This window comes from Thermoactinomyces sp. CICC 10735 (assembly GCF_016055175.1).
GTDB classification, from domain to species: domain Bacteria; phylum Bacillota; class Bacilli; order Thermoactinomycetales; family Thermoactinomycetaceae; genus Thermoactinomyces; species Thermoactinomyces vulgaris.
In genome coordinates this window covers 516,488-529,832 of the sequence record NZ_JAECVT010000001.1, presented here as the reverse complement: position 1 = coordinate 529,832, position 13,345 = coordinate 516,488, and the positions used below count along the sequence as shown (strand labels likewise).

Genomic DNA, 13,345 nt, shown 5'->3' with positions numbered 1-13,345 from the left:
TACAATAACGTTAAATGTAAATACATAGGAGGTACGGGTTTTGAAACAAACAATCAATATTCAAGATACATTCCTCAACCAAATCCGTAAAGAATCAGTACCAGTGACCATTTATTTGGTGAACGGGTTTCAATTGCGCGGCGTGATCCGCGGCTTTGACAATTTCACCATTGTGATTGACAGTGACGGCAAGCAACAAATGGTATATAAGCATGCGATCTCCACGTTCACCCCTGCACGTCCCGTTTCTTTGATGCCCGCCAGTGAAGAAAGAGAAAGCTGAGTTGTTCGTTTGACTTGTTTTGCTGCTGACCAAACCGGCCGGCAGCTTTTTTTATTGCCGCAGGTTTGACAGAGTCCGTAAAGGGGCCGGACGGCTCTTGTCACCATCAAACCCTGAAATGCCGTATTCAACGCGATTTTTCACCAAAAAATGGGCGGATGCGTATACTGGGATCAGCGAATAAGGACGAAGAGGTGAAACGATGAGCAGAAGGGTGATGACAGTAAACGCCAAGCATCAGATTCATGTTGTTTTTGACCATCCGGAAAGAAAACCCGCGCTTTCGTCGCGGGTGGAGCCGTTGAAACCGGCTTGTCCGGGCGGTGAACCGGGGCCTTTGCAGGAGTGTTTTGAACAATTGGACCGGCTGGTGGGGATGGATAAGATCAAGGAGTTCATCAAAGAGATTTATGCATGGCTGGAAATCGGGAAACAGAGGAGAGCGGCCGGTTTAAGCGCCGAACAACAAGTGTTGCACATGATTTTTTCCGGGAGTCCGGGGACGGGGAAAACCACGGTTGCACGGATTTTAGGCCGGTTATTAAAGGAAATGGGCGTGCTGTCCAAAGGGCATTTGATCGAAGTGGAACGGGCGGATCTGGTGGGCGAGTATATCGGCCATACGGCGCAAAAAACAAGAGAACATGTGCGAAGGGCGTTGGGCGGTGTTTTGTTTATTGACGAAGCTTATTCGCTCGCGCGGGGCGGGGAAAAAGATTTCGGCAAAGAAGCCGTTGATACGATGGTCAAATCAATGGAAGACTATAAAAATGACTTCATATTAATTTTGGCGGGGTATCCCAATGAAATGGACGCATTTTTGCGTTTGAATCCCGGCCTTCCTTCCCGCTTTCCGATTCATCTTCATTTTCCGGATTTCAAATTGGATGAATTGATGAAGATAGCCGGGCAGATGCTTCAAGAGCGGGAGTATTTCTTATCCCGGCCGGCCAAAGATAAATTGCGAAACCACTTGCAAAAACAACTCCACGTTGCCAAGGCCGGTTTTGGAAATGCCCGGTACGTCCGCAATTTAATTGAAAAATCGATCCGGAATCAAGCGGTGCGCCTGATGAAAAAATCGCATGTGACCAGAGAGGAATTAATGACGTTAAGAAGTGAGGATTTGCGGTTTGACGATATGAAAAACGGTTCATGGTATAATGAAAAAATGCCTTATCAGTATTTGGTATAAGAAAGGGTTGAGTGCGTATTCAGGAGTTGGAAGGAAAAGAGAAAGCGATTTTGGTGGGGTGCGGCACGAAAAAACAGGAATGGTCCTTGCGCTCCACCTTGGAAGAGTTAAAGAGTCTGGCGGAAACGGCGCAAGCGGTTCCCGTCAGCCAGGTGCTTCAATTCAGGGACCGGATTGACCCGGCTTGGTATATCGGGCGGGGAAAAGCAGAAGAAATCGCCCGCATGGTGGAAGAAAACGAAGCGGACCTGGTTATCTTTGACCAGGAGCTTTCCCCTGCGCAGCTTCGAAACCTGGAGGGGTTGATGCCTTGCAAAGTGATTGACCGCACGCAATTAATTTTGGATATTTTTGCGCAGCGGGCCCGGACCAAAGAAGGAAAAATCCAAGTGGAACTGGCGCAGTTGAAATATTTGCTGCCCCGCCTGGCCGGAAAAGGGAAAGAAATGTCCCGTCTGGGCGGCGGCATTGGAACCCGCGGTCCCGGTGAAAAGAAACTGGAAACGGATCGCCGTCACATCCGCCGCCAAATCAGTGTTCTGACCAAACAGCTTGAGGAAATTAAAAAACACCGCCGGTTGCATCAGGAACGCCGGAAAAAGAACGGCATCCCGCAGGTGGCGTTGGTGGGATACACCAATGCCGGAAAATCGACATTGTTAAATCAACTGACGGGTGCGGGCGTGCTGTCCGAAAACCGGTTGTTTGCCACATTGGATCCGACATCCCGCCAGCTTGTGCTTCCCTCTGGCAAGGAAGTGATCCTTACCGATACCGTCGGGTTTATCCGGCAACTGCCGCACCATTTGATCGCCGCTTTCCGCTCGACGTTGGAACAGGTGAAAGAAGCGGACTTGTTGTTGCATGTGGTGGATGCTTCCCACCCGGAAGCAGAAGAGCAGGTGGAGGCCGTGGAGCAGGTGTTGGCTGATCTGAATGCGGCGGACATTCCGGTTTTAATGGTCTGGAACAAAGCGGACCGGCTGGAGCGGGAACTGCCCGAAGGATGGGATCCGGATCACCTTATGATCTCTGCGTTCAACGAACAAGATCTGGACCGGTTGAAAGCACGTGTGGAGCAGGCATTGCAACAAGAGATGATCATCGGTCAGGTGGAAATCCCGGTCATGAGGGGTGACTGGATTTCTCTGTTGCATCATAAAGCGGAAATGATAGAATCAAATACGGACGATTTGATGATGGTCATAAAGTTTCGTCTTTCTCCCGCTGATTTTGAACAGTTGCCCGGGGAGTTGAAAAGCCGGATTCAAATCCAATAAACGAGTAACAGGAATGATGACTGTGTTTGAAACTTTGAAACATGGAGCATGGATTGAAGAAAAAGTCCAAACTGCAGAGAAAAAGATTGAACCGGTGCTTAAAAAGATCGGTCAAAATGCCGATTTCATGCAGTGGAAGGTGCTGGAAGCCTTCCGGGAAATGAAAGTAAGTGAAATTCACCTTCATTCTTCAACCGGTTACGGGTATGATGATCTGGGCAGAGAAACGTTCGAAGCGGTATTTGCACGGGTTTTCGGCGCAGAAAAAGCTTTGGTCCGTCCAAACATCATTTCCGGCACCCATGCCATTGCCGCTTGTTTGTACGGGGTGTTGCGTCCGGGGGATGAGCTGATCTATTTGACGGGCCGTCCTTATGACACGTTGCATCAGGTGATCGGTTCATGCAAAGACGGTTCCGGTTCACTCAGGGATTACGGCATTGAATACCGGGAGATCCCGCTTGCGGAAGGAAACCGGATTGATTGGGCCGCCTTTCGTCAAGCGGTCGGCCCGAAAACCAGGATGGTTGCCATCCAGCGGTCCCGGGGCTATGCCGACCGTCCGTCTTTTTCCATCCGGGAGATTGAAACGATGATCCGGAAAATCCGGGAAATCTGTCCGCAGGCGGTTGTTTTTGTGGACAATTGTTACGGGGAGTTTGTCGAGTCCAAAGAACCGACTGCAGTCGGAGCGGATCTTGTTGCCGGGTCTTTAATCAAAAATCCGGGCGGAGGGATTGCGAAGTCCGGGGGATACATCGCCGGAGCGGAAAAATGGGTGGAAAGAGCCGGATCCCGGCTGGTGGCTCCCGGCATCGGGATCGAAGGGGGAGCAACCCACGGCTATATGCACGATTATTATCAAGGATTGTTTTTGGCTCCACACGTGGTTGCCGAAGCATTGAAAGGAGCTGTTTTTGCCGCGGCATTTCTGGAGGAAGCCGGTTTTCAAACCACACCGGGATGGGAAGAGCCGCGCACGGATATCATTCAGCAAGTGTATCTGGGAACGCCGGAGTTGCTGGTGGCTTTTTGCCAGGGAATTCAATCGGCATCGCCAGTTGATGCGCATATTTTGCCCGTGCCTTCTCTGATGCCGGGCTATGAGGACGAAGTGGTCATGGCGGCCGGAACGTTTGTGCAAGGCGCCAGCATCGAGTTGTCGGCGGACGGGCCCCTCCGTGCACCGTACATTGCTTACATGCAGGGAGGCCTCACCTATTCGCATGTGAAGATCGGTATGGCAAAAGCCATGGATTTCATGTTGGAAACCGGACAGATGCATGGGAAATTGCAGGTGTGAAGGGAGAGCTTGTTATATGGACATGCTTTGGTGGGCAATTATTATTTTGCTCTTTATTCTTGCTTATGTCGGCCTGGTTGCTCCCGCTTTGCCGGATGCCCCGCTGATGATTGCAGGGTTTGCGGTTTATCACTTTTTGATCGATTCCGAACCGTTGGGGTTCGGGTTTTGGATTACCACGTTGATCCTTGCCATCTTGCTGATTCTGGTTGATTATTTTTCCAGCAGTGTGGCGGTGAAAAAATACGGCGGCAACGCGGCTTCCGTCACCGCCGCGATTGTGGGGGTCGTTCTTTTCCCGTTTATCATGGGGCCGGTCGGCGTGATTGTCGGACCTTTTTTGTGTGTGTTTGTACTCGAATTGCTGCTTAAAAAATCTTTTTCCAAAGCACTTTATATCGCCTATGGGACCTTGGTCGGTTTTTTGGGCGGGATTTTGATGAAATTGATTGTCATGACCGGATTGATTATCTGGTTTTTGGTGTTGGTGTTGTTTTGATGAAAAATCGTTCTTCCTCCGGGGAGAACGATTTTTTTATACCCGCCTGAAATGATGTCAGAAAACCTGACATGTATTGACTAAAAAAGCTGACATGAATAAAATGGGATTATGAGGTAACAATCCCGAAAATGAAGGGAGCGTTTCCCATGGATTTTCGTGATGAAAAAAGACGGAACATGCCGCTTTTTTCGATGGGGATCGTGACGAAACTGACGGAGCTGAGTCCGAGACAAATCCGTTATTACGAACAACAAGGCTTGATCCGTCCCCAGAGAACCAAAGGGAACCAACGATTGTTTTCTTTCAATGATGTTGATCGGTTGCTGAAAATCAAGTCCTATCTGGAAAAAGGGGTCAACATCGCGGGAATCCGGGAACTCTTCAGTCAGTCTGAACGGGTTCAGGAAGCGGAGAAAGAAGAGCGTAAGGCAAGAAAAGAGCTGTCGGAAAAAGAATTGAGACGCCTCTTGAAAAGACAGATCATCCAACCCGGGCGTCCCGGGCGGCTTCCGCTTAATTACGGGGAGTTGAGCCGTTTTTTCCGACACTGAACAATTTTTCAGAAGGGAGAACGAACTGTGGCGAAGCATACCAAAGAAGACATTATGCGAATTGTGGAGAAGGAAAATGTCGCTTACATCCGTCTGATTTTTACCGACTTGCAGGGAACCATTAAAAATGTGGAAATTCCACGGAGCCAATTGGAAAAAGCATTGGACAACAAAATGATGTTTGACGGTTCCTCCATTGAAGGGTTTGTGCGAATCGAGGAGTCGGATATGCTGCTTTATCCGGATTTGGATTCATTCGTGATTTACCCGTGGGGAAATGACGTGAACGGCAGCAAAGTGGCCGGGATTATGTGTGATATCTACAATCCCGACGGAACGCCTTTTGAAGGGGATCCCCGCGGTATCTTAAAACGTGTTCTCAAAGAAGCCGAAGAAATGGGATTCACCTCTTTCAACGTGGGAACCGAACCGGAATTTTTCCTGTTCAAAACCGATGAAAACGGAGAGCCCACACTCAATTTAAATGACAAAGGCGGATACTTTGATTTGGCTCCGGTGGATCTCGGGGAAAACTGCCGTCGCGATATCGTGTTGACGCTGGACAAAATGGGCTTTGAGGTTGAAGCTTCCCACCATGAAGTGGCACCTGGGCAGCATGAAATCGACTTCAAATATGCGGATGCGGTGACAACGGCCGATCATATCCAATCATTTAAGCTGGTGGTCAAAAACGTGGCACGCCGCTATGGATTGCATGCGACCTTTATGCCCAAGCCGCTTTATGGTGTCAGCGGTTCCGGTATGCACTGCCATATGTCGCTGTTCCGCGGCAAGGAGAATGTTTTTTATGATCCTTCCGATGAATTGGGCCTGAGTGAAACCGCCCGGCATTTCCTGGCGGGGATTTTAAAGCATGCCCGTGCATTTACAGCGATCACCAACCCGATTGTCAACTCTTACAAACGGCTGGTTCCGGGTTATGAAGCGCCTTGTTACGTCGCATGGTCGCCGAAAAACCGCAGTCCCTTGGTGCGGATTCCTTCTTCCCGCGGGTTGAGCACACGTATTGAGGTTCGTTCCCCCGACCCTGCGGCCAATCCTTACCTGGCTTTGGCGGTGATGTTAAAAGCCGGATTGGACGGAATCAAAAATCAGCTCCCGCTTCCGGAACAAACGGACCGGAACATTTATGTCATGGATGAACAAGAACGGCGTGAAGCCGGCATCGAAGATCTGCCGTCCAGCTTGAAAGAAGCCTTGATTGAATTGCAAAACAATCCGGTCATGGTGGAAGCATTGGGTGAACACGCGCTTTCGCACTTTTTGGAAGCCAAGGAAATTGAATGGGATATGTTCCGGACCAATGTCCATCCTTGGGAACGCGAACAATATATGCATTATTATTGACCGAAAGCCCCCGGTGGAACCCGGGGGCATAACATTTTTTCTTCATTTTCGGAATAGTATATCGGGGATGTATCCGGAAATGAAGGGAGCGAAACGGTGAATGGCTTTTACGTTGTGTCTGGCAGGGGCACCGGTGACGGCAAAAGCATCTGGAAATCAGGCGGGAGCCCTGGCTTGTACGTTTCAAGGGGCTTGGCTGGAAGATGCCAATTGCACTGCCAACCGGTCCACGGTGTATACCGTTGGAAACGGCGCGCTTCGCACAGCCAGCGGTGCCGGAAATTTCACATGGGCCTATCCGGCTTCCAACAGTTTGGACAGGGCGTTCAGAGTTTGTGTTTACGATGAGGATTATCAGTTGGAAACCCAATGTTCCCCTTGGTGGTGATTTTTTCGTTTTCCGGCACCTGTTCCACCCGCGGGCAGGTGCTTTTTTTGTCGGCTCCTTGCCAAGCGGCGGGGCATAAGATTGTGCTATAATGAAAAAAATTGGAATGAAGCGAGCTGAAAGCCCTTGATCGATCTTCGCAAAATGTTTCATGGAAAAAATCTGACGGAATTGGATAAACAAATTTTGCAATACATCATTGAACATATCGACACCGTCTTGCAAATGGGCGTCCGCAAGGTGGCCAAAGCCAATTACACTTCGCCCGCCACAGTCATCCGTTTGGCCAAAAAGTTGGGTTATACCGGGTTTGTCGATATGTATTACCAGCTTCTGCCGCAAGTGAAAAAGATGGAAGTCCGGCCGGGCGGGAGAATGAAAGACTTTCCGGAAATCCGTCCGCAAGATTTTTTTCAGTTCAACACCATGGACGATATTGAACGGTTTATCGATCGGGTGCTTCATTTGCGGAAAAAATTGATTTTTATTTATGCCACCGGATTTTCTGCGATCGCGGCGGAATATTTGTATAAAAAGCTGTTGGTGTTGGGAAAGAAGACGATTATTGCCAGCGGGACGGACTCCGTCGGGGTGTTTGAAAACAATTTGGAAGACATCGGGGCGTTGGTGGCGATTTCCAAATCCGGCGAAACCCAGCTGGTGATTGATAAACTGAAGGCGGCCAGAGAACATCAAATCTTTACCGTGTCGTTCACCAAAGAAACGGAGAACCGGGCAGCCGAACTTTCGGATCTCAATTTTAAAATCGTGGATAATTATGAGCTGGATGACCGGAATATGTTGCCAAACATCTTTTTTCCCCGGTTGCTGATGCTGTTTGAACTGATTTTCAAAGAGTATTTCGACCGGATGTCACCCAAAGGCGGATGAAACGTGTTTCAACTTGTGAAACACGTTTTTTTCGTTTGTCAAAACATATACAAGAAAGCGCTTTCGCTATAAACTGGAGACAAGTCCGAACCACTGAACTGGAGGTGTCACCATGAAGGCAAAGCTGATGGAAGCCATGCAACGGTTTTCCAAAGCGATGTTTATCCCCGTCTTGATTTTGCCGATTGCGGGGATATTGATCGCACTTGGAAATTTGTTGACCAATCCCAAACTCTTGGAAACCGTTCCTTTGATGAATAACCCGGTGACAACCGGATTTGGCTCCATATTGGCCGGATCCCTGGTTTCCATTCTGGGCAATCTGGGGCTTATTTTCTGTGTGGGAATCACGGTCGGCCTGGCCCGGAAAGAAAAGCCGGTCGCAGGATTCACCGCCTTGCTGGGTTATTTGGTCTTTGTTCACGCGATGAATAAGTTTATGGAATTGAGCGGATTGTTGGTGGAGGCGGAATCGCTGCAAGGAACGGGGCAAACCCTGGTTTTGGGCGTGCAAATTCTGGATATGGGCGTTTTTTTGGGAATCATTCTCGGAATTGTAACCGCTTTTATTCATAACCGGTGGATCGATACGGAATTCAAAGGCGCTTTTCAAATTTACGGCGGATCCCGTTTCGTCTTTATCCTCCTGATTCCGGCGATGGTGTTGCTGGCCGGGGTCTTGATGTACATCTGGCCTTTTTTCCAAAGCGGGATCAACAGCTTGGGGACGCTGATTCAACGGAGCGGGAGTTTTGGGATCTTTTTGTACGGGGCATTGGAACGCTTGCTCATCCCGACCGGATTGCATCACCTGGTATATACCCCGTTTTTGTACACTTCACTGGGGGGAGTGGCCGAAGTCGGCGGACAAATTTATGAAGGAGCCCGGAACATCTATTATGCGGAGATTGCTCATCCGGGGGTTACCCGGCTTTCGGAGAGCGTGATCTGGGATGCGCGCGGGATTTCCAAGATGTTTGGGTTGATCGGGGCGTGCCTGGCGATGTACCACACGGCCAAACCTGAAAACAAAGCCAAGGCCAAAGCGGTGTTGCTTCCGGCGGCGTTTACTTCCTTCATTGCCGGGGTGACCGAACCGATTGAATTTTCCTTTATGTTTGTCGCGCCGTTGTTGTTTGCGGTGCATGCCGTATTCAGCGGGCTCAGCATGGTGGTTCTCAACCTGCTGGATGTGCGCGCCATCGGGCCCAACGGGATGATTGACTTTTTGCTGTACAACCTGCCGCTGGGTATCCAGAAAACCAGTTGGCCAATGTATGTGTTGGTTGGACTGATGTTCTTTGTCATTTATTACGTGGTTTTCCGTTTCCTGATCGTCAAATTCAATTTTCAAACGATCGGCCGGGAAGAAAAAGGACAAGAAGTCCGGCTCTATTCCAAAAAAGATTACCAGGAGAAAAAGAAACAAACCCAAACCGTAGGACAAGCTTCAAAGGAAACATCCGATGTGGCCGGTGTCATTGTCCGCGCGCTCGGCGGGGCGGAAAACATCCAAGCGGTGACCAATTGTTACACACGTCTCCGGCTGACATTGGTTCATCCGGAAAAGGTGGATGAAACGGTTTTGAAAAATGAAACCGGTGCCAGCGGAGTGATTATTCGCGACCAAAACGTGCAGGTGGTTTACGGATTGCAGGTGACAAACATCCGGAAAGCCGTGGACCGGTATTTGGGACGCGCCGGTCAAGAATGACTCACAGAAAGGAAGAGATGGTGATGAAAAAGTTTTCCATTGTGATTGCAGGCGGAGGAAGCACTTATACACCGGGAATCGTCATGATGCTGTTGGATCATTTGGAAACGTTTCCGATCCGGAAATTGAAATTATACGATAACGATGAAAAGCGGCAACACATGATCGGGGAAGCCTTGAAAATCGTGTTGAACGAACGTGCGCCGGAGATCGAGTACACTTACACCACCGATCCGGAAGAAGCATTCACGGACATCGATTTCTGTTTTGCCCACATCCGGGTCGGGAAATATGAAATGCGCGAGCTGGATGAAAAAATTCCGCTCAAACACGGGGTGGTCGGCCAGGAAACGTGCGGTCCCGGAGGCATTGCTTATGGCATGCGTAGCATCGGACCGATGATTGAATTAATCGATTGGATGGAAAAATACTCCCCGGATGCGTGGATGTTAAACTACTCCAATCCGGCCGCCATCGTGGCCGAAGCCTGCCGGATTCTCCGCCCGAATGCCAAAGTGCTGAACATTTGCGACATGCCGGTGGGAACCCTCCGGAGAATGTCCCAGATTATCGGCAAAACGCCGAAAGAGTTGGATGTTCGTTATTTCGGGTTGAATCACTTCGGTTGGTGGACCAGCGTCAAAGACAAGGAAGGCAATGAATACCTGCCGCAAATCCGCGAATATGTGAAAGAAAACGGGTATTTGACCCAGATCGAAGTCGATACCCAGCACATGGATCCCAGCTGGCAGGAAACGCATAAAAAAGCGAAAGATTTGTTGGCGGTCGACCCGCGGTTTTTGCCCAACACGTATTTAAAATATTATTTCTATCCCGATGAAGTGGTTGAAAGTTCCAACCCCAAATACACGCGGGCCAATGAAGTGATGGACGGGAGGGAGAAGAAAGTCTTTTCCACCGCCAGAGAAATCATTGAAAAAGGGACGGCGGCAGGAAGTGAATTTGCCATCGGCAGCCATGCAACCTTCATCGTCGATCTGGCCCGGGCCATTGCATTTAACACCCATGAGCGGATGATTATGATTGTCGAAAATAACGGTGCCATTGCCAACTTTGATGATGATGCCATGGTTGAGGTCCCGTGCATTGTCGGCTCCGACGGCCCGGAACCGCTCAGCCAGGGAAAAATTCCCGAATTCCAAAGAGCTTTGATGCTTCAACAAGTTACCGTGGAAAAAATGGTGGTGCAAGCCTACATCGAAGGCAGTTACCAAAAATTGTGGCAGGCTTTGACCCTGTCCAAAACCGTCCCCAGTGCCAAAGTGGCGAAAAAAGTGCTGGATGACCTGATTGAGGCCAACCGGGGATACTGGCCGGAATTAAAATGACGTTTGGCCCGGATTTTGGATCCAAGCCTGAAAAGGCTTGGATGTTTTTTGTTTTGAAACAAACGCTGATGCGAAAGGGATGGCGATTTTCAAAGAGAGAACGGACGGAAGCAACCGAAGCGGCAACGTCCGTTCTCAAAATGCGTTTCAACTTTCTTGACATCGCAAATAAGTTTGCAACACAAACTAAATTCAAGCAGAATGATTGATGACAAGCGGGGGAAGGTGCCGGGGATGAAGAGGCGGAGTTGAGGAAACCGCCGGGGATGTGTATGATAGCATGTATGTACAAACAGGAATGAGAAAGGGGAGGGCCATGGAAAGAAACCGGGCAGAGATCAAAGCGATTGCACTGGACATGGACGGGACGATGTTAAATGTAAACAGTCAGGTGGAGCCGGAATTGGTTGATCTGTTCAGACAACTCAAGCAAAAGGGGATCCGGATTTTTGTCGCGACCGGACGGACCTTTCCCGAAGTCCGGCGGGTTCTTCCGGAACATCTGGAAATCGACGGGGTGGTGACAGCCAACGGGGCGGTGACTTATATCGGGGACCGGATCATTTCCCGCCGCACTTTGGATCCGTCCGTCGTGAGAGAAGCCGTTTTTCAAGCCGGACAAAAGAACATCTATTATGAAGTTCACACGGCAGAAGGCGTCCGTTTTGCTCTGGCAAAAGAGAAAGAGCGGATGATGGAGGAAGTGTTCCGGGAAAAGCCTGACACATTGTTTGCAAATGAATGGCTCTCCCGGAAAGCCGCTTTAAAAGAAAAAATGGTTTGGCTGGATCATTTGGTGGATGAAGATATCGTCAAAATTTATTTTTTCAGCATGGAACCGGAGAATATCCGGAAATGGCGAAATGAATTGGAGCAGATGAAAAATCGCACGCCGTTTACCCTTTTGTCTTCTTCCAAGCATAATTGTGAAATCATGGCTGACCAGGTTTCGAAGGCATACGGGTTGAACTTGGTGTTAAAAGAATATCAACTTGCGCCTGCCCATTTGATGGCCGTTGGCGACAGCGAAAATGACCTCTCGATGTTTGCATTGGCATCCCGTGCGGTGGCCATGCAAAACGCAGCGGATGAAATCAAAGAGAATGCGGATGAAGTGACGGAACTTCCGTATGACGAGAATGGATTATACCATTTTCTGCGAAAAGAATTTTTCGGTTCGTAAGCGCAGAGGGTTGCCGGCAGGAAAAGCTGCCGGCAACTTTTTGTATGTGGAGCTGTTTTTAATGCGGTTTCCGGACAATAAAAAAGGGCGGCTTAAGGGCCGTCCGTTTTTTATGATCATAAACTGCAACGGGGGTTGGAGCCGATTTTAAACACCAGCAGGCTCGCATCCTGAAGCGCTTCAATGTCATGCTTTTCAAAGGGTTTCAAATGCAGCAACGATCCTTCTTTCATATGGTGCCGATTCTCTTCCACACCAAAGAGGACTTCCCCGCTTGCCACATAAACAATCACATCGGTATTGGCATGATGGCGGGGGACGGTTTCCCCGGCTTTGATTTGCAGATTGATCGCCATTCCTTGATCAAAGTCGAGTACTTTGTTGCGAGTGACTCCTTTATCAATCGGTCCTTCTTTTTTGATTTCAACCAAAGACACAGGCGGAGCCTCCTTCTTTCAAAACTTAATTTGAGTATGGCATAGATTCGGGGCATGTGATGTGATATATCTCACAAAAAAGATCACGAGAGTTTGTCTTGCAGGGTTTTCAAGTCCAGAATTTTGATTCCTTTCCGGCTCACATCAATCAAGTTCTCCTTTTTTAACTGGTTTAACACCCGGTTGACGGATTCCCGCGACAATCCCAGCATATTGGCAAAATCCTGGTGGGTTAAAGGCAGGGAAATGAAGATGCTTTTGTCTTTGGAGACGCCGTATTCATCGACGAGCCTCAGCAAAGTCATGACCACTTTGTGATAAACATCGCCGGAAATGACTTCCTGAAGGCGCCTTTGCAGTTGCAAAATTTTAACGGCCATGATTTTCATGACGGATTTGGCGATTTGGGGATTGGCATCCAGCAGGCGGTCAAAGTCATGGATAGGGATCGCCAGGAGTTTGCTGTTTTGGATGGTTTGTGCTGTTCCGGGGTAGGGGGAGTCGTCAAAAAAACCCACGTGAGGAAACATATCGCCTTTTTGGAGGATCGAAATCACTTGTTCGTTTCCTTGATTGTCCACTTTGGTGACTTTAATGACTCCCGACTCGATGAAGTAAACCGTTGTTCTTGGTTGCGCTTCCATAAAAATGGTGGAATGTTTGGGGTATTCCTTCAAGGAGGTGATTTGTGCGATTTTCTCCAGCTCTTGGTTGTTCAGGTCCCGGAAGAGAGGCACCCGTTTCAAGATTTCAACCTTGCGGTTCATAGTTACCGCCTCCAGAAATGAAAATAAATGGTGTTTAATTTCATTCAAAGGGATGCGTTCCCCGTTCGTCAACAACAAAGCGTTTTCGGTTCTGTCAACGTTCTGTGAACACCTGCATTTTTGTGATCCAGATC

General features: G+C 49.0%; 14 protein-coding genes. 12 read left to right on the top strand and 2 right to left on the bottom strand.

The genetic code is table 11. From position 1 onward, the window contains the following. The first annotated feature begins 40 nt into the window (after window positions 1-40). From hfq to I8U23_RS02690, 12 genes are all read left to right on the top strand, one after another. Complete coding sequence (gene hfq, locus I8U23_RS02745; RefSeq protein ID WP_037996856.1) at window positions 41-283, top strand: RNA chaperone Hfq; 243 nt, start codon at window positions 41-43, stop codon at window positions 281-283. A gap of 202 nt (window positions 284-485) precedes the next feature. Then, window positions 486-1,478 (top strand): stage V sporulation protein K, encoded by a 993-nt coding sequence (gene spoVK / locus I8U23_RS02740; RefSeq protein WP_037996854.1) that lies wholly within the window; start codon window positions 486-488, stop codon window positions 1,476-1,478. Between the two features lie 11 nt (window positions 1,479-1,489). Beyond that, window positions 1,490-2,758: a GTPase HflX gene (hflX, locus tag I8U23_RS02735; protein WP_231564629.1), complete on the top strand. Its 1,269-nt coding sequence runs from the start codon at window positions 1,490-1,492 to the stop codon at window positions 2,756-2,758. Window positions 2,759-2,780: 22 nt separating this feature from the next. Beyond that, complete coding sequence (locus I8U23_RS02730) at window positions 2,781-4,061, top strand: methionine gamma-lyase family protein (protein ID WP_037996853.1); 1,281 nt, start codon at window positions 2,781-2,783, stop codon at window positions 4,059-4,061. Between the two features lie 16 nt (window positions 4,062-4,077). Beyond that, on the top strand, window positions 4,078-4,560 hold the full coding sequence (locus tag I8U23_RS02725) for a DUF456 domain-containing protein (RefSeq protein ID WP_037996851.1): 483 nt from the start codon (window positions 4,078-4,080) through the stop codon (window positions 4,558-4,560). A gap of 149 nt (window positions 4,561-4,709) precedes the next feature. Continuing rightward, on the top strand, window positions 4,710-5,114 hold the full coding sequence (locus I8U23_RS02720; protein WP_121874403.1) for a MerR family transcriptional regulator: 405 nt from the start codon (window positions 4,710-4,712) through the stop codon (window positions 5,112-5,114). Between the two features lie 27 nt (window positions 5,115-5,141). Beyond that, window positions 5,142-6,482 carry a type I glutamate--ammonia ligase gene (gene glnA, locus I8U23_RS02715; RefSeq protein ID WP_198050703.1) on the top strand — a complete coding sequence of 447 codons (1,341 nt, stop codon included), beginning with the start codon at window positions 5,142-5,144 and terminating at the stop codon, window positions 6,480-6,482. 100 nt (window positions 6,483-6,582) lie between these two features. Beyond that, the gene (locus I8U23_RS02710; protein ID WP_121874404.1) at window positions 6,583-6,870 is read left to right on the top strand and encodes a hypothetical protein; all 288 of its coding nucleotides are present in this window, start codon (window positions 6,583-6,585) and stop codon (window positions 6,868-6,870) included. A 126-nt stretch (window positions 6,871-6,996) separates the two neighbouring features. After that, window positions 6,997-7,761, top strand: coding sequence for a MurR/RpiR family transcriptional regulator (locus I8U23_RS02705; RefSeq protein ID WP_121874405.1), 765 nt, complete (start codon window positions 6,997-6,999; stop codon window positions 7,759-7,761). 112 nt (window positions 7,762-7,873) lie between these two features. Continuing rightward, the gene (locus I8U23_RS02700) at window positions 7,874-9,475 is read left to right on the top strand and encodes a PTS transporter subunit EIIC (protein ID WP_198050702.1); all 1,602 of its coding nucleotides are present in this window, start codon (window positions 7,874-7,876) and stop codon (window positions 9,473-9,475) included. A 17-nt stretch (window positions 9,476-9,492) separates the two neighbouring features. Continuing rightward, on the top strand, window positions 9,493-10,824 hold the full coding sequence (locus I8U23_RS02695; protein ID WP_206760039.1) for a 6-phospho-alpha-glucosidase: 1,332 nt from the start codon (window positions 9,493-9,495) through the stop codon (window positions 10,822-10,824). A gap of 316 nt (window positions 10,825-11,140) precedes the next feature. After that, window positions 11,141-12,007 carry an HAD family hydrolase gene (locus tag I8U23_RS02690; RefSeq protein ID WP_037996830.1) on the top strand — a complete coding sequence of 289 codons (867 nt, stop codon included), beginning with the start codon at window positions 11,141-11,143 and terminating at the stop codon, window positions 12,005-12,007. A gap of 116 nt (window positions 12,008-12,123) precedes the next feature. Here the strand turns inward: I8U23_RS02690 and I8U23_RS02685 are convergent, their stop codons facing one another. Together I8U23_RS02685 and I8U23_RS02680 are read right to left on the bottom strand one after the other, a co-directional pair. Beyond that, entirely contained in the window at window positions 12,124-12,444 is a 321-nt protein-coding gene (locus I8U23_RS02685; RefSeq protein WP_049720180.1) for a cupin domain-containing protein, read from the bottom strand. 83 nt (window positions 12,445-12,527) lie between these two features. Further along, a complete protein-coding gene (locus tag I8U23_RS02680) occupies window positions 12,528-13,211 on the bottom strand; it encodes a Crp/Fnr family transcriptional regulator (protein WP_037996828.1) in 684 nt (227 codons plus the stop codon). Window positions 13,212-13,345: the final 134 nt, after the last annotated feature.